Origin of the sequence: Pseudomonas sp. C 49-2 (assembly GCF_003970195.1) — a bacterium.
Lineage (GTDB): Bacteria > Pseudomonadota > Gammaproteobacteria > Pseudomonadales > Pseudomonadaceae > Aquipseudomonas > Aquipseudomonas canadensis.
This window is the reverse complement of the sequence record NZ_RXYG01000009.1, coordinates 20731-43330: the sequence shown is the minus strand read 5'-3', so window position 1 is coordinate 43330 and position 22600 is coordinate 20731. Positions and strand designations below refer to the sequence as shown.

General features: G+C 57.2%; 16 protein-coding genes and 4 tRNA genes. 8 read left to right on the top strand and 12 right to left on the bottom strand.

Features of this window, described 5'->3' with window-relative positions:
• Positions 1 to 136: 136 nt before the first annotated feature.
• From lon to EJ576_RS18435, 8 genes are all read right to left on the bottom strand, one after another.
• A complete protein-coding gene (gene lon / locus EJ576_RS18470; protein ID WP_122729208.1) occupies positions 137 to 2533 on the bottom strand; it encodes an endopeptidase La in 2397 nt (798 codons plus the stop codon).
• A 174-nt stretch (positions 2534 to 2707) separates the two neighbouring features.
• Entirely contained in the window at positions 2708 to 3991 is a 1284-nt protein-coding gene (gene clpX / locus EJ576_RS18465) for an ATP-dependent Clp protease ATP-binding subunit ClpX (RefSeq protein ID WP_010209414.1), read from the bottom strand.
• A 112-nt stretch (positions 3992 to 4103) separates the two neighbouring features.
• Positions 4104 to 4739, bottom strand: a complete 636-nt coding sequence (clpP, locus tag EJ576_RS18460) for an ATP-dependent Clp endopeptidase proteolytic subunit ClpP (protein WP_028616935.1) — start codon at positions 4737 to 4739, stop codon at positions 4104 to 4106.
• 91 nt (positions 4740 to 4830) lie between these two features.
• Complete coding sequence (gene tig / locus EJ576_RS18455; protein WP_058423916.1) at positions 4831 to 6141, bottom strand: trigger factor; 1311 nt, start codon at positions 6139 to 6141, stop codon at positions 4831 to 4833.
• Positions 6142 to 6542: 401 nt separating this feature from the next.
• Positions 6543 to 6618 (bottom strand) — tRNA-His (locus EJ576_RS18450).
• A 77-nt stretch (positions 6619 to 6695) separates the two neighbouring features.
• Positions 6696 to 6780, bottom strand: a tRNA-Leu gene (locus EJ576_RS18445).
• Between the two features lie 56 nt (positions 6781 to 6836).
• Positions 6837 to 6912, bottom strand: a tRNA-His gene (locus EJ576_RS18440).
• Positions 6913 to 6944: 32 nt separating this feature from the next.
• Positions 6945 to 7021: transfer RNA gene (locus EJ576_RS18435), tRNA-Arg, on the bottom strand.
• A 279-nt stretch (positions 7022 to 7300) separates the two neighbouring features.
• Here EJ576_RS18435 and folD point away from each other — a divergent pair.
• From folD to pbpG, 3 genes are all read left to right on the top strand, one after another.
• Positions 7301 to 8155 (top strand): bifunctional methylenetetrahydrofolate dehydrogenase/methenyltetrahydrofolate cyclohydrolase FolD, encoded by an 855-nt coding sequence (gene folD / locus EJ576_RS18430; RefSeq protein WP_028616937.1) that lies wholly within the window; start codon positions 7301 to 7303, stop codon positions 8153 to 8155.
• A gap of 93 nt (positions 8156 to 8248) precedes the next feature.
• Entirely contained in the window at positions 8249 to 10279 is a 2031-nt protein-coding gene (locus tag EJ576_RS18425; protein ID WP_126570833.1) for a hypothetical protein, read from the top strand.
• A gap of 131 nt (positions 10280 to 10410) precedes the next feature.
• Positions 10411 to 11334, top strand: a complete 924-nt coding sequence (pbpG, locus tag EJ576_RS18420) for a D-alanyl-D-alanine endopeptidase (protein WP_126570832.1) — start codon at positions 10411 to 10413, stop codon at positions 11332 to 11334.
• Between the two features lie 36 nt (positions 11335 to 11370).
• Here the strand turns inward: pbpG and EJ576_RS18415 are convergent, their stop codons facing one another.
• Entirely contained in the window at positions 11371 to 12033 is a 663-nt protein-coding gene (locus EJ576_RS18415; protein WP_126570831.1) for a C39 family peptidase, read from the bottom strand.
• A 209-nt stretch (positions 12034 to 12242) separates the two neighbouring features.
• Between EJ576_RS18415 and EJ576_RS29800 the strand changes: the two genes are divergently transcribed.
• Positions 12243 to 12404 carry a hypothetical protein gene (locus EJ576_RS29800; RefSeq protein WP_016978011.1) on the top strand — a complete coding sequence of 54 codons (162 nt, stop codon included), beginning with the start codon at positions 12243 to 12245 and terminating at the stop codon, positions 12402 to 12404.
• Here EJ576_RS29800 and EJ576_RS18410 read toward each other — a convergent pair.
• A complete protein-coding gene (locus EJ576_RS18410) occupies positions 12401 to 12811 on the bottom strand; it encodes a hypothetical protein (RefSeq protein WP_016978010.1) in 411 nt (136 codons plus the stop codon). The two genes, EJ576_RS29800 and EJ576_RS18410, sit on opposite strands and share 4 nt — an antisense overlap.
• A gap of 198 nt (positions 12812 to 13009) precedes the next feature.
• On the opposite strand from EJ576_RS18410, the gene EJ576_RS18405 reads away from it, so the two are divergent.
• The 3 genes from EJ576_RS18405 to EJ576_RS18395 are packed head-to-tail and all read left to right on the top strand — an operon-like array spanning position 13010 to position 18792.
• Positions 13010 to 16231 (top strand): efflux RND transporter permease subunit, encoded by a 3222-nt coding sequence (locus EJ576_RS18405; RefSeq protein ID WP_126570830.1) that lies wholly within the window; start codon positions 13010 to 13012, stop codon positions 16229 to 16231.
• Complete coding sequence (locus tag EJ576_RS18400) at positions 16221 to 17390, top strand: efflux RND transporter periplasmic adaptor subunit (RefSeq protein WP_122729218.1); 1170 nt, start codon at positions 16221 to 16223, stop codon at positions 17388 to 17390. The genes EJ576_RS18405 and EJ576_RS18400 overlap by 11 nt, the downstream gene beginning before the upstream one ends.
• Complete coding sequence (locus EJ576_RS18395) at positions 17374 to 18792, top strand: efflux transporter outer membrane subunit (RefSeq protein WP_126570829.1); 1419 nt, start codon at positions 17374 to 17376, stop codon at positions 18790 to 18792. The genes EJ576_RS18400 and EJ576_RS18395 overlap by 17 nt, the downstream gene beginning before the upstream one ends.
• A 71-nt stretch (positions 18793 to 18863) precedes the next feature.
• On the opposite strand, the gene EJ576_RS18390 is transcribed toward EJ576_RS18395, so the two are convergent.
• Positions 18864 to 20648 carry a P-loop ATPase, Sll1717 family gene (locus tag EJ576_RS18390; RefSeq protein WP_256656619.1) on the bottom strand — a complete coding sequence of 595 codons (1785 nt, stop codon included), beginning with the start codon at positions 20646 to 20648 and terminating at the stop codon, positions 18864 to 18866.
• Positions 20649 to 21008: 360 nt separating this feature from the next.
• On the opposite strand from EJ576_RS18390, the gene EJ576_RS18385 reads away from it, so the two are divergent.
• Positions 21009 to 21230: a DUF6124 family protein gene (locus EJ576_RS18385; RefSeq protein WP_126570828.1), complete on the top strand. Its 222-nt coding sequence runs from the start codon at positions 21009 to 21011 to the stop codon at positions 21228 to 21230.
• A gap of 74 nt (positions 21231 to 21304) precedes the next feature.
• On the opposite strand, the gene EJ576_RS18380 is transcribed toward EJ576_RS18385, so the two are convergent.
• Positions 21305 to 22573, bottom strand: a complete 1269-nt coding sequence (locus tag EJ576_RS18380; RefSeq protein WP_126570827.1) for a Zn-dependent hydrolase — start codon at positions 22571 to 22573, stop codon at positions 21305 to 21307.
• Between the last annotated feature and the right edge of the window lie 27 nt (positions 22574 to 22600).

Genomic DNA, 22600 nt, shown 5'->3' with positions numbered 1-22600 from the left:
TATATATCTATTGAGTATGATTCTAAGTTTTTTGGTGAAAGCAAAAACCAGTGCTGAATGGCCTACAGACACTTAAGAGCCGCTTTATAACAAGGGCTCTAAAAAGCTGTCAAGGAAGCCCCCAGGCTTTAACACATTAATGCGTGCTAATTCTTTCCTTGGAATCAGACTCACGTTTTTCGTCCTTGGAAACTATCTCTGGAGCCACATCCGGCAAGGGCTCCGGCGCGTATTGCAGCGCAATTTGCAGGACCTCGTCAATCCATTTAACCGGTTTAATCTGCAGATCTTGCTTGATATTGTCTGGAATTTCCTTCAAGTCGCGAACATTCTCTTCAGGAATGATCACCGTCTTGATACCACCGCGGTGTGCAGCAAGCAATTTCTCTTTCAGACCACCGATGGCCAATACCTGGCCACGCAGGGTGATTTCCCCCGTCATGGCGACATCGGCGCGCACTGGAATGCCAGTCAATGCCGACACCAAGGCCGTACACATACCTACGCCAGCGCTAGGGCCGTCTTTCGGGGTCGCCCCTTCCGGCATGTGGATATGGGTGTCGTGCTTCTCATGGAAGTCCAGGGGGATCCCCAGGCTCTTGGCGCGGCTGCGCACCACGGTCTGCGCGGCAGTGATGGATTCAACCATCACGTCACCCAAGGAACCCGTCTTGATCAGTTGGCCTTTGCCAGGGATCACCGCGGCTTCGATGGTCAGCAATTCACCGCCCACCTGAGTCCACGCCAGGCCAGTCACCTGCCCTACCTGATCCTGCTGCTCGGCCAGGCCATAGCGGAATTTCTTCACGCCCAGGAAGTGCTCCAGGGAATCGGCCGTGACCTTCACCGAGAAGCGTTTTTCCAGTGCATGCTCTTTGACCGCCTTACGGCAGATTTTCGCGATCTGGCGCTCCAAGCCCCGTACACCGGCCTCGCGGGTGTAGTAGCGCACGATATCGCGGATCGCCTCGACCTCAAATTCGATCTCGCCCTTCTTCAGGCCGTTGGCCGAAATCTGCTTGGGCGCGAGGTATTTGACGGCGATGTTGATCTTCTCGTCTTCGGTGTAACCCGGCAGACGAATCACTTCCATCCGGTCCAGCAGCGCCGGCGGGATGTTCATGGAGTTGGAGGTGCACAGGAACATTACGTCGGACAGGTCGTAGTCGACCTCCAGGTAATGGTCGTTGAAATTGTGGTTCTGCTCGGGGTCGAGCACTTCCAGCAAGGCAGAGGCCGGATCGCCACGCATGTCGCTGCCCATTTTGTCGATTTCATCGAGCAGGAACAGCGGGTTGCGCACGCCCACCTTTGTCATCTTTTGAATCAATCTTCCTGGCATCGAACCGATGTAAGTGCGGCGATGACCACGGATTTCCGCTTCATCACGCACACCACCGAGGGCCATGCGCACGAATTTGCGGTTGGTGGCGTTGGCAATCGACTCAGCCAGGGAGGTTTTACCCACGCCAGGCGGACCCACCAGGCACAACACCGGACCACGAATCTTCTTCACGCGCTTTTGCACGGCGAGGTATTCGAGGATGCGTTCTTTGACTTCTTCAAGACCATAGTGGTCGGCGTCAAGGATGTCCTCAGCGCGTGCCAGGTCCAGGCGCACTTTGGTCTGGGCCTTCCACGGCACCTGTACCAGCCAGTCGATGTAGGAGCGCACCACAGTGGCTTCGGCCGACATCGGCGACATCTGCTTGAGCTTGTTCAACTCGGCAGTGGCTTTGGTCAGGGCGTCTTTCGGCAGACCGGCGGCGTCGATGCGCTTTTTCAGCTCTTCGATTTCGTTGTGGCCTTCCTCGCTGTCGCCGAGTTCTTTCTGAATGGCCTTCATCTGCTCATTCAGGTAGTACTCGCGCTGGCTGCGCTCCATTTGTTTCTTCACGCGACCACGGATGCGCTTCTCAACCTGCAACAGGTCGATTTCGGCATCCAGCAGCGCCAGCACGTGCTCGACACGCGCCGACAGGTCGATGATTTCGAGGATGTCCTGCTTCTGCTCGATCTTCAGCGCCATGTGCGCGGCCATGGTGTCGACCAGGCGACTTGGCTCATCGATGCTGTTGAGGGAAGACAGGACTTCAGCCGGGACTTTCTTGCCCAACTGCACATACTGCTCGAATTGCGAAAGCAGGCTGCGTACAAACACTTCGGATTCGCGCTCAGGGGCCTCGACTTCGTCGATCAGCGCCACTTCGGCGCGCAGGTGGCCGTCCACCTCCATAAAGCGCTCGACCGCACCACGCTGCTCACCTTCCACCAGCACCTTGACGGTGCCATCAGGCAGCTTGAGCAGTTGCAGTACGGTAGCAATGGTGCCGACACGATACAGGGCGTCTTCGCCTGGATCATCGTCAGCAGGATTCTTCTGGGCCAACAGCAGGATTTGCTTGTCGCCCGTCATCGCGGCCTCGAGGGCTTCGATAGACTTCTCGCGCCCCACGAACAGCGGGATAACCATGTGCGGATAGACGACGACATCACGCAACGGCAGGAGAGGCAATTCGATGGTGGTCTTCATGATTTCGCCTCTATGACAGATGAAAAATAAGCTTGAAACCAAGATGGGGGCTGCATGCAAAAAAAACAAGCTTATTGCCAGCAGTTAAACGCAGTAAACGCTTTGGGGTAAAAAACGCCGTAAAAACAAAGGGGCCCCTGGAGGCCCCTTGTTTATACCGAAACTGCGAAACGCTTACGCGTCGGGCGCAGCCTTGGCAGCCGGCTCACTGTTTTCGTAGATATACAGTGGCTTGGACTTACCTTCTATAACGCTTTCGTCGATCACCACTTTACTCACCTCGGACTGCGAGGGGATTTCGTACATGGTGTCGAGCAGCACGCCTTCAAGAATCGAACGCAGGCCACGTGCACCGGTCTTGCGCTCCAGTGCCCGCTTGGCCACCGATTTGAGGGCGTCGGTGCGGAACTCGAGGTCGACACCTTCCATCTCGAACAGCTTGGCGTATTGCTTGGTCAGGGCGTTTTTCGGCTCGGTGAGGATCTGAATCAAAGCAGCCTCATCCAGCTCGTCCAACGTGGCCAGGACCGGCAGACGGCCCACGAATTCCGGGATCAGACCGAACTTGACCAGATCGTCAGGCTCGACTTCACGCAGGGACTCGCCAACCTTCTTGCCTTCTTCCTTGCTGCGCACTTCGGCACTGAAGCCGATGCCGCCGCGGGTCGAACGCTGCTGGATGACTTTTTCCAGACCGGAGAACGCACCACCACAGATAAACAGGATGTTACGCGTATCAACCTGAAGGAATTCCTGCTGCGGATGCTTGCGACCACCTTGTGGCGGTACGGAAGCGACCGTGCCTTCGATCAGTTTCAACAGGGCCTGCTGCACGCCTTCACCGGAAACGTCCCGGGTGATCGACGGGTTGTCCGACTTGCGGGAAATCTTGTCGATTTCGTCGATGTAGACAATACCCATCTGGGCTTTCTCTACGTCGTAGTCGCACTTCTGGAGCAGTTTCTGAATGATGTTCTCGACATCTTCACCCACGTAGCCAGCCTCGGTGAGGGTGGTAGCGTCGGCGATGGTGAACGGAACGTTCAGCAGGCGAGCGAGGGTTTCTGCAAGCAGGGTCTTACCCGAGCCTGTAGGACCGATCAGCAAGATGTTGCTCTTGCCGAGTTCAACTTCGTCGCCTTTCTTGTCACGCTGGTTCAAGCGCTTGTAGTGGTTGTACACCGCTACGGCCAGAACCTTCTTTGCACGCTCTTGACCAATCACGTACTGGTCAAGGATGCCGCTGATTTCTTTGGGCGAAGGCAATTTATGCGCGCTGCTTTCGGCCTGGGCTTCCTGCACCTCCTCACGGATGATGTCATTGCACAGGTCGACGCACTCGTCGCAGATAAAGACCGAGGGGCCGGCAATCAATTTGCGCACTTCATGCTGGCTTTTGCCACAGAAGGAGCAATAGAGCAGCTTGCCGTTGTCCTCGCCGTTGCGGGTGTCAGTCATTCGTTCGATCCAAATCCGATAGGCTTGCAACACAAGATGAAGGCTTATGCGGGCTTTTTCAAGCCCGCCAGTGGTCGGACATGCCGACCAGCCCTATTTTGAGCAGCTTATATTAAGCGGGGCGCTGGCTGATCACGTCGTCGATCAACCCGTATGCTTTCGCAGCTTCGGCACTCATGAAGTTGTCGCGGTTGGTATCGCGCTCGATTTCTTCCAAGGTGTGCCCGCTGTGCTTGGCCATCAACGTATTGAGGCGCTCGCGAATAAACAGGATTTCCTTGGCGTGGATTTCGATGTCCGACGCCTGGCCCTGGAAACCGCCCAGTGGCTGGTGAATCATCACACGCGAGTTCGGCAGGCAGAAACGCTTGCCTTCTGCACCGGCGGTCAGCAGGAATGCGCCCATGCTGCAGGCTTGGCCAATGCAGGTGGTCGACACGTTCGGCTTGATGAACTGCATGGTGTCGTAAATCGACATGCCTGCAGTGACCGAGCCGCCTGGGGAGTTGATGTAGAGATGGATGTCCTTGTCCGGGTTTTCCGCTTCAAGGAACAGCAGCTGCGCACAGATCAGGTTGGCCATGTAGTCCTCTACCGGGCCCACCAGAAAGATCACTCGCTCCTTGAGCAGGCGCGAGTAGATGTCGTAGGCGCGTTCGCCACGAGCGGACTGCTCGACAACCATCGGGACCAGGCCGCCAGCGGCCTGGATATCAGAGTTCTGCTGAATATAGGAATTACGGAACATGCTCTGCAGTTACTCCCAAATAGTCATGTCTTGAAAACGCATAAGCCAGCGCGAGGCTGGCTTATGGTTGTATTTCCAACGAGTTGGACAATCAGTCGGCTTGTGCTGCTTCCGCCGGTTTGACTGCTTCTTCGTAAGAGACCGCTTTATCGGTCACCTTAGCCTTCTGCAGAACAGTATCCACAACTTGTTCTTCCAGCACAACCGAACGCACTTCGTTCAGTTGCTGATCGTTCTTGTAGTACCAAGCCACGACCTGCTCAGGCTCCTGGTAGGCCGAAGCCATTTCCTGGATCATTTCGCGAACGCGATCTTCGTCAGGCTTGAGGTCGAACTGCTTGACCACTTCAGCCACGATCAGACCCAGCACGACGCGGCGCTTGGCTTGTTCTTCGAACAGCTCGGCTGGCAGTTGGTCAGGCTTGATGTTGCCACCAAACTGCTGAACAGCTTGTACGCGCAGGCGATCCACTTCGTTGGACAGCAGGGCCTTGGGCACTTCGATCGGGTTGGCGGCCAGCAGACCGTCCATGACCTGGTTCTTGACCTTGGACTTGATGGCCTGACGCAGTTCGCGCTCCATGTTCTTGCGAACTTCGGTGCGGAAGCCCTCGATGCCGGTTTCCTTGATGCCGAATTGAGCGAAGAACTCTTCGTTCAGCTCTGGCAGCTTAGGCTCGGAAACACTGTTGACGGTCACGGTGAACTCGGCGGCTTTGCCAGCCAGGTCCAGGTTCTGGTAGTCAGCAGGGAAAGTCAGGTTCAGAACGCGCTCTTCGCCGGCTTTGGCGCCAACCAGGCCATCTTCGAAACCAGGGATCATGCGGTTGGAACCCAGCACCAGCTGAGTACCCTTGGCGGAGCCGCCAGCGAAGACTTCGCCGTCAACCTTGCCAACGAAATCGATGTTCAGTTGGTCTTCGTTCTGGGCAGCACGGTCGGCCACTTCGAAACGGGTGTTCTGCTTGCGCAGGATTTCCAGCATGTTGTCCAGGTCCGAATCAGCCACTTCGGCGCTCAGACGCTCGATGGCAATACCGTCGAAACCGGCCACTTCAAATTCAGGGAACACTTCGAATACGGCAACGTATTCCAGGTCCTTGCCAGCTTCCAGGGACTTAGGCTCGATCGACGGCGAACCTGCTGGGTTCAGCTTGTGCTCAACAACAGCTTCATAGAAAGAAGCCTGGATCACGTCACCGACAGCTTCCTGGCGCGCATCGGCACCAAAACGGCGCTTGATTTCGCTCATTGGCACTTTGCCTGGACGGAAACCAGCGATCTTGGCCTTCTGGGCAGTCTGCTGCAGACGCTTGTTGACCGCAGTCTCGATACGCTCGGCCGGCACGGTGATGCTCAGGCGACGCTCGATAGCAGTAGTATTTTCAACAGAAACTTGCATGGATATTCCTCGTTGCACAGACGTTAGCCGGCCATTTCCGACCCCAATCAAGGGCATGCATTCTAGTGGGTCAAACTCAAGAAGTCACCCTACTGCAAATACGCCCGAAAACAGCCGGCAATTTATCGGTACGAAGGCACGGATGCACTTCGCCCCGGTGACAAATACAACCCATCACGCCAGGGCTCTGCGCCGCCCCTTCTATATATAGAAGAAGTCGTCATCCATCGCCCTGACGGCCAACCCCGCAAACAGGACTGGCTGGCAGCGCAGCATCATCGAGATACACAAATACGATGAAACGCCACGCCGTCGCACCCCATTACCTGCAGGCGCTGGATATTTCGAACCGCTAAAACCAAAAAAGGCGCCAGACTGTTAAATCTGGCGCCTTTCGAATATGGGGTGGACGAAGGGGATCGAACCCTCGACAACGGGAGTCACAATCCCGTGCTCTACCAACTGAGCTACGCCCACCATATTGCGTTAACAAAGAAACCAAACCACTTCTTTGTTGAGCCCTGCCCTGCCTTTCGACGGGGCCAAGCTTTATTTGGTGCGGATGAAGAGACTCGAACTCTTACGCCTCGCGGCGCTGGAACCTAAATCCAGTGTGTCTACCAATTCCACCACATCCGCGCTTGAAGCTCTTAAAGCAAAGGCGCCAGACGATTAATCTGGCGCCTTTTAAAATATGGGGTGGACGAAGGGGATCGAACCCTCGACAACGGGAGTCACAATCCCGTGCTCTACCAACTGAGCTACGCCCACCATATAGCGCTACTTGTGCCAAAGCTGCCTAATGGCGCACCCGGCAGGACTCGAACCTGCGACCATCCGCTTAGAAGGCGGATGCTCTATCCAGCTGAGCTACGGGCGCCTGATTAATCTGTACTCTTGGAGGATTACAAACTAAGTGCTTCCAGCCTTGCAGAACAACACGCTATTCTGCTCGACCTTCTTAACCAGTGCTAGGCTGTGCCCGACAAGTGCGACGAATAGTATAGACGCCCTCGAAACCCGTCAAATCTTTTTTGAAAAAAATTCATTTTATTTAAGGGGTTAGGGCAATTTGCAGACCAAGCGCCTTTGCCCTCACGTCTTGGCATGCGAGAATGCGCGCACTTTTCTTCCCCCTCTCGATGGTTAATCACGCGTAATGACTGCACAACTTATCGACGGCAAATCAATCGCCGCCAGCCTGCGCCAGCAGATCGCCAAACGAGTCACCGAGCGTAGCCAGCAGGGCCTGCGCACGCCTGGCCTCGCGGTGATCCTGGTCGGCAGCGATCCTGCCTCTCAGGTTTATGTCTCGCACAAGCGTAAAGACTGTGAAGAGGTCGGCTTTATTTCCAAGGCCTACGACTTGCCTTCCGAGACCACCCAGCAGGCCCTTACCGACCTGATCGACAGCCTCAACGACGACCCGAAGATCGATGGCATCCTGCTGCAACTGCCATTGCCCGAGCATCTGGACGCCTCAAAACTACTGGAGCGCATTCGCCCCGACAAAGACGTCGACGGTTTCCACCCTTATAACGTCGGCCGCCTGGCCCAGCGTATCCCGCTGCTGCGTCCGTGCACGCCGAAAGGCATCATGACCCTGCTGGAAAGCACCGGTGTCGACCTGTACGGCCTCGACGCCGTGGTCGTCGGCGCCTCCAACATCGTTGGCCGCCCGATGGCCATGGAACTGTTGTTGGCCGGCTGCACCGTGACCGTCACCCACCGCTTCACCAAAGACCTCGCCGGCCACGTCGGCCGCGCCGACCTGGTCGTGGTCGCTGCCGGCAAGCCGGGGCTGGTCAAAGGCGAGTGGATCAAGGAAGGCGCCATCGTCATCGACGTGGGCATCAACCGTCAGGACGACGGCAAGCTGGTGGGCGATGTGGTGTACGAAACCGCCCTGCCCCGCGCCGGCTGGATCACGCCAGTGCCAGGCGGCGTCGGCCCGATGACGCGTGCTTGCCTGTTGGAAAACACGTTATACGCTGCAGAAACCCTGCACAGCTAACAAGCGCTCCAACAAAGAGCCCTGCCATCGGCAGGGCTTTTTATTGGCCAGTTGCCTTCCCCTCCCGATTCGCTTGACCCCGGCGCGTTGATAATGACCAAGAACAGCGTTACGCAGGCAAGGCACGATGCTATCCCCGGCCAAGGGCTTACCCTGATTATTTTCGCCGCATTCGTCACGCTTGCTGCCGTTGGGCTGAGTCTGCTGGCAATCTACTTCCAAATAGGAAGCAATGTTCAGGTGCCGGTTTTTGCAGCCGAGCGCATAACAACCCCCTCTCAGTTGAATCCCGAGCCAGTTGAACGCGCGGTTTTCATAATTCTCGCCGCACTGGCTCCAATTGGCCTGGTTGCCGCGCTCAGGTTCCTGCGAGGCTTCAACCCGCCACCCTGGCTCGCGGGCCTGACGCTAGCCCTGCTATCCCTCGCATTGGCAGGCCCATTCATCGCCTCGGACTTCACCAGCGTGATGTTCTTCCCCAAGAGCGTGTCGGGTACCAGCCGGACGATCATGCTGGCGCTGTCCGTAATCCTCTCGATAGCCGTGCTGGTACAGAATTGGACCGGGGGCAAGCCAAGCCGCTCGTCGATGGCGCTTACCATTGCGCTGGCTTGTATAGCGACCCTCATCTTCCAGATAGTCCCTTACAGGTTGGCTTCCATTGACACGGTCACCCTCGCAAGCCAATGGTCTGTCAGCTATGACGCCGCCACCTATGCGCTGACCCAAGTCGTCGCAGGCAAAACGTTACTCAGCGAATTACCTTCGCAATATGGTTTATTCCCGGAACTGATCGCCCCATTTTTCAAACTTGTCGGAGTGAGTGTCTTCTCCGTCAGCACTTTTTTTGCAGTGCTCCAGCTCGTCGGCCTTGTCTGCCTCGCCGTGATCTTGCACCTTCACGTACGCAACCACGGCCTGAGGATATTGACGTTCCTGTGCCTGCTGATACCTACAAGCCTGTTTCTGTACCTGAACGGATTCGCGCAGGAAATCTATCTGCAGTACTACCCTATTCGCTTTATTTGCCCTGCCGTGTCGCTGCTCCTGTTCGCACACTACTGCTCCCGCCCTTCACGCATGCGCCTTGGCGCGCTGGGAATAGCCTCAGGTATCGCGGTTTTCTGGAACATAGATTCTGGAATTCCAGTGCTGATTTCCATAGGCGCAACGCTTTTGGTGAAACCTCTTTTTAGTCAGCGCCCGAAATGGAAAAGTCTGCTACCCGCGCTCGGCTTTTCACTTTTTGCAGTGCTGAGCCTGTGTATCCTGATGATTACCCTGCGAATCAAGGCTGGCGCCCCACTCGGCATTCAGGAAGCCCTTGCGTCCCAGAAACTGTTCTACGGAGCGGGTTTCATGATGCTGCCAATGCCCCTCACCTTCCATCCCTGGCAAGTCATTCTGCTTGTTTATGCAGCGGCGGCCGTCACAGCGCTTTCGGCATGGCGGCGACATAGCGACAAGCCGGTGTATGACTTGCTCTTCTGCACCTCCCTGATGGGACTTGGACTGTTCACCTACTACCAGGGGCGTTCACACATTTTCTGCCTGATGATGGTGCTATGGCCCGCACTGGTAACAGGTGCGGTGCTGACAGACTTGATCCTGCGATCAATCCGCAAACGCTCTACATCTGCCCTATCCAACGTGCTGGCTGTCCCGTTTCTTGTCTTCGTGAGCCTCGGCACGGTGACCCTGGCCTTTTCGAGTCGCAACCTTGTAACAACTGGCATCGACACGCTCTCCGACTTCCACACGCCCAGGGACTCTGTGGTAGCGAACGAACTGGCGTTTCTACGCGCAACCTACAAGGGGCGTAACTGCTTGATCCTGGCACAACGACAGGCTATCTATCATGCGCAACTGCAAACCTCCTCGCCTTTGCCTGGGCCCGGCATGATCGAAACCTTGCTGCAGAGCGACCTCGACGCGCTCATGGCTGGGGCACTCGCGACCCCTCTACCGTGCATTTACCTAGGAATAGGCCCCTCTTCGCAAACCCTGGCGAAGATCGATGACGCGGCGCTCATCTCGCACTATCCGGTCAATGCAAAAAATGACCTTGGAACGCTTCTGTTACTTGAGCCCCCCAAGGTGGGTTCAAAATCGGTACAACCCTAACCAATCATCGGCTTACGGCCTTTATTTAAAGGCCTCTATCGCTTTCTGATCCATACTCCTAAAATGTAACGGCATTTGTCATACAACCCGTTCCAGAACGGTATTTCCTTACTTTTAGCGAGTTCATCCGCGTGAAAATTCGTCTTTCTATTGTCAGCCTATTTTTTGCTTTCACAGGCACCTTCGCGCACGCCGCCGAAACCACCCAGACCCCGCGTGATACGTCCAAGCTGCAAATCGCTTCTGGCAGCGCCATGTTGGTCGACCTGCAGACCAACAAGGTCATTTATTCCAGCAACCCGGATGTGGTGGTGCCCATCGCTTCGGTGAGCAAATTAATGACTGGCCTGATCGTGCTCGAAGCCAAGCAGAATATGGATGAGTACATCGATATCAACATCACCGACACGCCGGAAATGAAAGGCGTGTTCTCGCGCGTGAAGATCGGCAGCCAGATGCCGCGCAAGGAAATGCTGCTGATTGCTCTGATGTCCTCGGAAAACCGCGCCGCCGCGAGCCTGGCCCACCACTACCCGGGTGGCTATGCAGCCTTCATCGCCGCGATGAACGCCAAGGCCAAGGCGTTGGGCATGACCAGCACTCATTATGTAGAACCCACTGGCCTTTCGATCCACAACGTGTCCACTGCCCGCGACCTGAGCAAACTGCTGGCCGCCGCGCGTCACTACCCGCTGCTGAGCCAATTGAGCACCACCAAGGAAAAGACCGTGTCGTTCCGCAAGCCCAACTACACCCTGGGCTTCTCCAACACTGACCACCTGATCAACCGCGCCAATTGGGACATCAAGCTGACCAAGACCGGTTTCACCAACCAGGCCGGCCACTGCCTGGTGCTGGTGACCAGCATGGGCAACCGCCCGGTATCGTTGGTGATCCTGGATGCCTTCGGTAAATTCACCCACTTTGCCGATGCCAGCCGTATCCGCAATTGGGTCGAGACCGGCAAGAGCGGTTCGGTGCCGGATGTGGCGTTGCGCTACAAGGCCGACAAGAACCTGAAGAATCGTCCTAACGCTGCGGAAGCCCGTCGCTAAACGATATAAAAAACGGCGCTTCGATAGCGCCGTTTTTTATTTGCGTTCCGCCAACACCTTCAGTGCCTGCGCCGCCGCCCGCTCCTGCCCGGCCTGGGCCGTCGCATTCGCCGAGTCGCGCCAACGTTGTGCATCTACATTCGCCGGCAACTGGCTCGGGCGCTGAGTGAGGATTGCCCAACTGCCGGCGCTTTTCCATTTGGACTCAAAGTCGCTGAAGCTCATCAACAAACGTCGATCCATGCCAGAGCGCAACAACACCGTACTTTTCTGCTGATTGAACCCCACTACGACCACGTAGTGCGCGTCCGACCACAGCCCGCCACCGATCCGCGCCATCACTGGATAACCCGCTGCCACCTGTGCCAGCACCGCTGTCAGCTTGGCGTCCAGCGGGTACACCATCAGCCCGTACTCGCGCGCCAGCACCTGCATGTTGCGCTCAAGGTCCGCTTCGCCGCCCGGCAAATGCAGCGGTTTATCCAATAGCCCCGGTGTCATGACAATGCCTTGTTGCGACAGCATGCTGGCTAAAGACGTAGGACCACTCTGATAAGCCTCGCTGCGAAAGGTCGGCACGCCATTGAGCTCGACGCGCTCCGGCAGGCCCGCCAGTCTCGACGGAGTGGAGGAACACGCCGCAAGGCCCAAGGCACACGCGAGGAACAAGGATGTTTTCAGGTTCGACCGTAACCGCAATTTTCTACTCTCTTGATCAACTGCCGGTAAGGGCCCTGATCATAGGACGCTCTGCCACGCGGGTATAGCCCGCAGGCTTAGTAAAGGACGCGGATAGAGCAAAGAAGTTGGACAGACACGACCATTGGTCAATAGCAGGCAACCGTCAGCTAGCTAGACTGTCCATTGAGAAGACTGTGTGTGCCCCCTGGGGGCGAAAGGAGGCCGGAATGAGCCTTGCAACAACGATTGTCCTGTTGATATGCGGTTGGCTGGCGGTAGCCGGCGCCATGTTGTGGGGGGTGTTACGCATCACCCGTCGGCACCATCACCCCCACGTCAAACCCGCTGCACCCGCCAAACCCCATAAGGTCGCGGTACATCACGCCTAGCCAGGCATGCAATTGAAGTCCTGAGTCGCCGCGACCTCCTTGCCGTGACCATCCATCAAGGATGCGCGCACGGTGGTGCCCAAGCTCGACTCCACCAGGGTGTAGTGCTCACCCGCCTTGAAATCCTTGTATTCGACCCGACCCTGGCAGTCCTGCTGGTTGTCGTCGCCTGGCTCCTCCTCAAACAGCGTCACATCCAGGCGATGATCCCCCGGCGTCACCTCGAAGAAACGTCCGTCATCCACGCGCTTGCCGTCCACGCGTTCGGCCATCAGGTCGTTAGGGGCTTCTTCTTTCAAACCGATCCACGCTTCGCTCGGGTCGGCCTTGGGAATCGGGCCGGCGCACGCCGACAACAACAGCACAGCACCGAGGGCCGGGATCAATAACAAGGGTTTGAGTGACATGGCAGGGCTCCAAAGAAGGACGATGTGTCCGATGGGTTACAAGCTTGGGGAGCCACCCTTTGTAGAACAAATGAATACAGATGAAACGATCTTCAGCCCTTACCTAAATGTTCCTTCACCTGGCTGAAAGGTGCGTGTTAGGTGGGTCGGGCAAGACTGCCGGGGTTTGCAATCCTGCTCCCTCCGGAGGTTTCACGCATGCTCGGGCTGGTAAAGACCGCACTGCAAAAGCCGTACACGTTTATCGTGTTGGCCATATTCATCTGCATCATCGGGCCGATGGCGGCCCTGCGTACCCCCACTGACGTTTTTCCGGACATTGGTATTCCCGTGGTCGCCGTAGTCTGGCAGTACAACGGTCTGTCGCCGGACGCCATGGCCGGCCGGGTGATCTACACCTATGAACGCTCCCTGAGCACCACGGTTAACGACATCGAGCATATCGAGTCGCAATCCTTGCCCGGCATGGGCATTGTCAAAATTTTCTTCCAACCCGGCGTGGATATCCGCACCGCCAACGCCCAGGTGACGGCGGTATCACAAACCGTGCTAAAGCAGATGCCACCGGGCATCACGCCGCCGCTGATCCTCAACTACAGCGCCTCCACGGTGCCGATTTTGCAGATGGCGTTCTCCAGCCCCAGCCTCTCGGAAGCCAAGATCCGCGACCTGGTGCAGAACAACATTCGCCTGCCCCTGAGCGCCCTGCCCGGCCTGGCCATGCCCACACCGATGGGCGGCAAGCAACGCCAGATCACCCTGGACCTCGACCCGCAGGCGCTGGCCGCCAAAGGTTTATCGGCCCAGGACGTCGGCAATGCCTTGGCGCTGCAGAACCAGATCATCCCGGTGGGCACCGCCAAACTCGGTCCCAACGAATACACCATCTTGCTCAACAACAGCCCCAAAGCCATCGACGAGCTGAATGACCTGCCGATCAAAACGGTCGACGGAGCCTTGATCACCATCGGCCAGGTCGCCCACGTGCGTGACGGCTCGCCGCCGCAGACCAACATCGTACGCGTCGACGGCCACCGCGCAGTCCTCATGCCAGCATTGAAAAACGGCAGCATCTCCACCCTGTCGATCATCGACGGCATCCGCCAGATGCTGCCGCGCATCAACGAAACCCTGCCGCCGTCGCTGAAGACCTCGCTGCTGGGGGATGCCTCGGTGTTCGTGAAACAGTCAGTGGGCAGCGTGGCCCAGGAAGGCATCATCGCCGCGCTACTGACCAGTGCGATGATCCTGCTGTTCCTCGGCAGTTGGCGTTCCACGATCATTATTGCCGCCTCGATTCCCCTGGCCGTGCTGTCGGCCATCGCGCTGCTGGCGGTCAGCGGGCAAACCCTCAACGTGATGACCCTCGGCGGGCTGGCGTTGGCGGTGGGGATCCTGGTGGACGACGCCACGGTGACCATCGAAAACATCAACTGGCACCTGGAACAAGGCAAGGCGGTGAAGACCGCGATTCTCGACGGCGCCGCACAGATCGTCGGCCCGGCGTTCGTCTCGCTGCTGTGTATTTGCATCGTTTTCGTGCCGATGTTCTTGCTGCAAGGCATCGCCGGTTATCTGTTCCGGCCGATGGCCCTGGCGGTGATCTTTGCCATGGCCAGCTCTTTCATTCTGTCGCGTACGCTGGTGCCGACGCTGGCAATGTTCCTGCTCAAGCCGCACACCCCGGAGCAAGGTGCAGGGCACCACCCAGAAGATGAATTCATCAATCATCACGAGGGTGAGCAGCATCAGAAACAGCGCAATGCCGTGCTGCAATCGGTGCTGAATTTCCAACAGGGTTTCGAGCGGCATTTCTCGAACATCCGCGACACTTATCACGGCCTGCTGACCTTGGCACTGGGCAATCGCAAGCGTTTTATCGTCGGTTTCCTGGCCTGTGTGCTGGCGTCGTTCCTGCTGCTGCCAAGCCTTGGCCAGGACTTCTTCCCGGCCACCGACGCGGGCGCCTTGGCCCTGCACGTGCGCCTGCCACTGGGCACGCGCATCGAAGAAAGCGCCGCCGCCTTCGACCGTATCGAAGCGCGGATTCGTGAAGTGATTCCCGCCGAAGAACTCGACACCATCGTCGACAACATCGGCATCCCGCTCAGCGGTATCGACATGGCCTACAGCAGCAGCGGCACCATCGGCCCGCAGGACGGCGATATCCAGGTCACGCTGAAAAAAGACCACGCGCCCACCGCCGACTACGTAAAGAAATTGCGTGAAGCCCTGCCAGAAAGTTTCCCCGGCAGCCATTTCGCATTCCTGCCGGCAGACATCAGCAGCCAGATCCTCAACTTCGGCGCCCCGGCCCCTCTGGACGTGAAAATCTCCGGGCGCAGCGATGAAGAAAACCGCGCCTATGCGGTGGAACTGGAACGGCGCCTGCAACACGTACCGGGCATCGCCGACCTGCGCATCCAGCAGTCCACCGGCTACCCGTCCTTGCAGGTCAACGTCGACCGCCTGCGCGCCAATGGCCTGGGCATCACCGAGCGGGACGTGACCAACAGCATGGTCGCCTCCCTCGCCGGCAGTTCCCAAGTGGCACCGACCTTCTGGCTCAACCCGGCCAACGGCGTGTCCTACTCCATCGTCGCCGCCACCCCGCAATACCGCCTCGACAGCCTGCCTTCGCTGGAAGCGCTGCCGGTGACCGGCGCCGACGGCCAGTCGCAGATCCTCGGCGGCGTGGCCACTATCTCCCGCGTGCAAAGCCCGGCGGTGGTGACCCACTACAACATCGAACCGACCCTGGACCTGTACGCCAACGTGCAAGGCCGCGATCTCGGCGGCGTGGCCCGTGATGTGCAGAAAGTGCTGGATGACACCGCCTCCATGCGCCCCAAAGGCGCAGTGATCAGCCTGCACGGACAGATCGATGCGCTGCATGAAGCGTTCAGCGGCTTGAGCCTTGGCCTGCTCGGTGCGGTAGTGCTGATCTACCTGCTGATCGTGGTCAACTTCCAGTCTTGGGTCGATCCGTTCGTGATCATCACCGCCTTGCCTGCGGCGCTGGCAGGGATCGTGTGGATGCTGTTCCTCAGCGGCACCTCGTTGTCGGTGCCCGCCTTGACCGGCGCGATCCTGTGCATGGGCGTGGCCACGGCCAACTCGATCCTGGTGGTGAGTTTCTGCCGCGAACGCCTGGCCGAACATGGTGATGCACTGAAGGCCGCGCTGGAAGCCGGCTACACGCGCTTCCGCCCGGTGTGCATGACCGCCCTGGCGATGATCATCGGCATGTTGCCCCTGGCGATTTCCGAGGAGCAGAACGCCCCGCTCGGCCGTGCGGTGATCGGTGGCTTGATCCTCGCCACCACCGCCACCCTGTTGTTTGTCCCCGTGGTCTTCAGCCTGGTCCACGGCCGTCACCCTACTCGCGCCACTGCTGGAGAAACGCCTCATGTCGTCTGATCACAAACCCTCGCGCAAGCGTCTGATGCTCATGGGTGTCGGCGGCCTGACCCTGGCCGCCCTGTTGGTCGCCAACGGCCTGCATGCCCGCACGCTGCACGAACAATCGGTCACCGCCTGGACCGAAACCGCCGCCATCCCGCAGGTGATGGTGTTCCAACCGCAGCAGAATGTCGCCGGCGATACCCTGCGCTTGCCGGCGCACTTGGAAGCCTGGAGCAAGGCGCCGATTCACGCCCGTGTCAGCGGCTACTTGAAGGACTGGAAAGCCGACATCGGCACCCAGGTCAAAGCCGGGCAAATCCTCGCCGAGATCGACAGCCCCGACCTGGACCAGCAACTGGCGCAAACCCACGCCCGGCTGGTACAGGAACAGGCCAACGCACGCCTGGCCGAAACCACCGCCACCCGCTGGCAAAACCTGCTCGCCAGCCATTCGGTATCGCGCCAGGAGGCCGATGAAAAAACCTCCAATGCCGCTGCCGCAAAAGCCAACGCCGAAGCCGCCGCTGCCGACTATGCGCGGCTGTCCGCGCTGGAAAGCTACAAGACGATCCGCGCGCCATTCGCCGGCACCATCACCGCGCGCAACACCGATATCGGCCAGTTGATCAAGGCCGACACCGACAGTGATCCGGAACTGTTCAACATCGCCGACACCCACCAACTGCGCCTGTATGTGCCTGTGCCGCAGAACTACGCGGCGGTCATCCACCCAGGCCTCGAAGCCGAGCTGACCGTGCCCGAGCACCCCGGCGAACACTTCAAGGCGCACCTGATCGGTGATTCCACCGCCATCGACCGCCGTTCGGGCACCTTGCTCGCGCAGTTCGTGGCCGACAACCCCAACGGCGAATTACTGCCCGGTGATTACGCCGAAGCCACCCTGCCGATTCCGGCGGATACCCATGGCGTGAGCATCCCCGCCAGCGCATTGATCTTCCGCGCCCAAGGCACGCAAGTGGCGGTGTTGGATGCGCAGAATCACGTGCACCTGCAGGACATTCACATCGGCCTCGACCTGGGCGAACGCCTGGTCATCGACCAAGGCCTGAAACCCGCCGACCGCGTGGTCGACAACCCGCCGGACGCCCTGCGTGAAGGCGACCCGGTACAACTGGCCGATGCTGCCGGAGGTGCGCATGCGCCTAAGGCTTAAACCCCTGGCAGCGCTGATGCTGCTGGCGTTGCAGGGCTGCTCGATGGCGCCGACCTACAAAGTGCCGAGCGTTGATTTGCCGGCCGGCTACCGCGAACAGACCAGCGATGGCCCCTGGCACAGCGCGCAACCGTCCGATCAACTGGCGCCTGAGTGGTGGACGCTCTACCACGATTCGCGCCTGAATGACCTGCAACAGCAACTGCTCAAGGCCAACCCGGATTTGGCGGCGGCACTGGCGCACTTCGACGCGTCCCAGGCCTATGCCAGCCAGTTGCATGCGGGGTTGTTCCCGCAGATCACCGCCAGTGCGCAGCCGTTGCGCCAGCGCCAATCGGACTCGCGGCCACTGCGAGGCGATACGCAGCCGTCGGTCTACAACAGCAATACCGCAGGGTTTTCACTGAGCTACGACCTGGACCTGTGGGGCAAAATCCGCAACCAGGTGGCGGCCGGTGATGCCCAGGCACAGGCGTCCGGCGATGATTTGGCGGTGGCGCGCTTGAGCCTGCAACATCAGTTGGCGACGTTGTACGTGCAGCTCAACGGGTTGGATGCGCAGGCGCGGATTCTCAACAGCTCACTGGAGGATTTCAGCCAGGCGTTGCAGCTGACCCGTAGCCGGTATGAGGGGCAGATTGCGTCGGAGCTGGACCTTACCCGCGCGCAGAATCAACTGGCCGAGGCCAAGGCGCAATGGGATGAAGTGCGCGGGCAGCGCAATCTGACCGAGCACGCCATAGCAGAACTGGTGGGTGTGGCAGCCAGCGATTTTTCATTACCGCCGAGCACGCAATTGATCGCCTTGCCGGGGATACCCTCGCAATTGCCTAGCCACCTGCTGCAACGTCGTCCGGATATTGCAGCGGCCGAGCGACGAGTATTTGCCGCCAACGCCAACATCGGCGTGGCCAAGGCGGCGTGGTATCCGGATTTCAGTTTGACGGGGTTGATTGGCGGGCAGACTCAGGGGGTCGGCAACCTGCTGTCCGCGGGCAATCGCTATTGGGCATTGGGGCCGTTGGTCAATTTGCCGATCTTCGATGGCGGTCGTCTAAGCGCCAACGAACGCCAGGCCAAGGCCGAGTTTGAAGAGGCGTCGGCGCAGTACCGCAGCCAGGTGCTGAAAGCCGTGCGCGAAGTCGAGGACAACCTGGCGCAACTGCGGGATCTGCAGCAGGAAGCACAGGATGAACAAGCGGCAGCGGATGCAGCGCAGCACACGCAAGCACTGGCGATGAACAGCTATCAGGCGGGGGCCGTAAGTTATCTGGATGTGGTGACGGCGCAGACGGCGGCGTTACAGGCGCAGCGGACATTGCAGGCGGTGCAGACGCGGCAGTTGCAGGCGAGTGTCGGGCTGGTGACTGCCCTCGGTGGTGGCTGGCAACCTGGCATTTGATAAATATGGAGTAATGAAATGTGAAGAGGCCTCCCGAACAAGGAAACAGGGAGGCCATAGAGGGTAAATTATTAGTCTAGAGCTTCGGCCTCATAAATTTCATGCTGATCTGCAATAATATCTAGTGCACGATGAAGCATTTTATGAACTTTAAGATGCTCCGCGCGTTTAATTTCGCCCCTAGTTGCAGACGTCTGGTCAACATAGGACCAAATATAGGTTTCCCCCGCACTAGCCTTTATCCCAATAGCACCGACTCGATACAAACAGGACAATAGACTTATTAGAACATCAGACTCTTTAGCACCACTAGCGCCATAGTATTTCTTAACCATGACAACACATGGATCAACAATCTTTCCATCATCCAAGGACATCATGACGTCTTCCAGCTTTGACTCTTTAATCATAGACTTTGTAAAAGTCGCCTTAACACCTCGAATAACTTCAACTGTATCATCAAAGTTTGGATATATTTCCCCCCACTCTTCCTTCAAAGATTTAAGTCTCTTGCCAGAGTATTGTGCCTCTGCAGCCAGTAGAGCTCGCCAAGAAATACGCTCTCGCTCGGAAGCAATTAAAAAACTCTCATTAACAAACTGCAATACATCTCTTGGACGACGAAGAGTACGTTCTATAATAAAATCCATCGACGTCTGTCCGCCACCTCTACGGGGTTTAGGAAAAACGTCATCAAACGTCACTAATGCTTTGGTGTATTGACTCTTGAAGACCTCGTTAATCCTAAGCTCTACCAGTTTGGTCAGCTCTTCCGGCGACCACGTCAAATTCAAAATGTATGACTCATACTTTTCCTCCTGAAAGCCAGAGTCTCGAGTCATATCAAAAACAAGATCAAGTAGATCTTTCCGGAGTGCAGCAATTATCTTGATCTGTCTAATTTTTCGAAACGTCTTTATTTCTTCTATTAACGCCCTAATAAAACGAACTCTGGTTTCAGTAGCTGCCCATTCTTCGTCGAGCTGATCAATAAGCAAATAAAACTTTTTTTGAGGGTCAGAAAATGAATACTCAGAAAGCAGATCTAAAACTTCATTCAACTTTTTAATCTGAAGACCACTAACAACCTGGCTAGCCCGTTGCCGAATCTCTACCTTTTCTCCTTCGCTAAGTCTTTCAACTCCAGCATAAGTCAAACTAAGCCCGGAATATGCAGCACCAATAGAAGCCTTTGTATCAGACTCTAATTTTTTCGTTATTTCTTTTAAGTGCTCTTCCGTATCCAGCCAAAACTTATTACCCCACTCATTGAAATACTCTATCGCCTTCCTCTTTGCAAGATCCCGACTAAAAGAGTTCAACAAGCTCTCAACAAAGCCTCGACTATCACACTCTGACTTAATGTCATACCGAAGCTTTAATAACTCAACAGTTAATACATGCCTCCACAACAACCGGTAAAACAGATCTAGATTAATACCTAAAGCATCAAAAAATTGAATAATATCAGAATATTCTAAAAACCTAATTGAAATATCATTGGGATCAAGTTTTACATATTTCTGAGCGGTAGAAGCAACCTTATAAAGGAGTGCGCTTTTTCCAGACCCTGTCCTTCCTAGAACAATCGACTCAGGGGAATCGACATCTAATAGCTGGCGCAAATGTCCATTATCAACAAAACAACGGCTTAATAACTCTGTATCAGCTTCAGCGTCTAACGCGCCAACTCTAAGATTTCGAGATATTTTTATTTTCTTCTCGTCCATCACTACCCCCTGCCCATAAGGCGATAAGCCACTATAGCCCGAGACACCGAGAACGCCATTTTTCGAAATCATTTCCTGCGTACGCAAATGTTTCAAAAAATTTACAGCTACATGCCAAGGCAGCATATAATTTTCTGCCTTCAAAAATTACATCTGCAATAACTATTTAGAATAAACATTCCAGAGTAGGTAGAGCGTTTTTTCCGACAACCTTTTAGGCTTACCTCTCGGAAATCCTCTGACTAATCTTCGCCAGTCGTTGCCAATTCAGCGACCGGACGTGAGAATCCGTTGACTTACCTAGGCGCGCAGGCGCCCACCGTATACAGTGCAGGCGCATTTTTGGGCTTGATGTTATGGCGGCTGTCCGCGGGCACGCTTACGCGTGGCCGGGCTATCTAGGAGCTTGGTTCTCACCCCGCGTACGGCTGCCACCTAAGTCCGTGAGAAGACAGGGCGACAGCTTTATTTACCTAGGAGAACGTCATGATTAAAGACAGTCTCAATCTCCCTTCCAATTCAAACCTCCTCTTCACCCTCCGGCCCGACCTCGACAACGAAACCCTGCTGGTCAATGCCTATCAGGATCTTGAATCCATCAATGCCATCGCCGCGAACCTGGCTTTTGAAGTCGACGATCCGCAACGCAGTGTACAGCGTCGTCCGTCAGGGACTCATCGCGGGCAAGCCCGGCTCCCACATTTTTGATGTGTGAACCCTTTCAAAATGGGCTTGCCTGCGATAGCGGTGGATCAGTAAGTAAGTAACTGAAGCTCCGCATTTCAGGCGGCAAGCTTGCCGCTGGCGATTGCCGCCGACGCGGCGACCATTGCCCTGAGCAACACCGCACACCCCGCCGCCAGATCATCCGGCGCGGCATTCTCGATTTCGTTGTGGCTAATGCCACCTTCACAGGGCACAAAAATCATCCCCGCCGGCCCCAGCTCAGCGACAAAAATCGCGTCATGCCCTGCCCCGCTGACGATGTCCATGTTCGACAAGCCCAGGCTATTAGCGGCATCGCGTACCGCATCCACGCAGCCTTTGTCGAAGTACAACGGCGGGAAGTCAGCCGTGGGTTCCATTTCGAAACTCAGCCCGTGTTTGGCACAGGTGTCTTCAATGACCTGGCGCACTTGGGCAATCATCGAATCCAATCGCGCCGGTTCCAAGTGGCGGAAGTCCAACGTCATGCGCACCTCACCCGGAATTACGTTGCGCGAGCCGGGATACGCCTGCAGGCAACCCACCGTGCCACACGCGTGAGGCTGATGACCCAGCGCCGCCGCATTCACCGCCGCCACTACGGCCGCCGCGCCCACCAGGGCATCCTTGCGCAGGTGCATTGGCGTTGGCCCTGCATGCGCTTCAACCCCACGCAGCTTCAGGTCAAACCACTTCTGCCCCAGTGCGCCAAGCACCACACCGATGGTTTTCTTCTCGTCCTCAAGAATCGGGCCTTGCTCGATGTGTGCTTCGAAATACGCACCCACCTTATGCCCACTGACCGGCCGTGAGCCCGCGTAGCCAATCGCATTCAATGCATCGCCGACACTGACGCCGTCCACATCGACCTTGGCCAGTGTGTCCGCCAGGGTGAATTTCTCGGCGAACACGCCGGAGCCCATCATGCACGGCGGGAAGCGCGAGCCTTCCTCGTTGGTCCATACCACCACTTCCAGCGGCGCCTCGGTTTCCACGTTCAGGTCATTGAGCGTGCGCAGTACTTCCACACCGGCCAGCACACCGAAGCAACCATCGAACTTGCCGCCGGTGGGCTGGGTGTCGATGTGGCTGCCAGTCATCACCGGTGGCAGGTTCGGATCGCGCCCCGGACGACGGGCGAAAATGTTGCCGATGCCATCCACGGTCACGGTGCAGCCGGCCTCTTCGCACCACTGCACGAACAGGTCGCGGGCCTTGCGATCCAGGTCGGTAAGGGCCAGGCGACAGACGCCGCCCTTGGGTGTGGCGCCGAGTTTGGCCAGGTCCATCAGCGACTGCCATAGGCGGTCGCGGTTGATTTGCAGGACGTCGAGGGCAGCGTTCATGGGTGATCTCCTCAAGCTACATTTCTT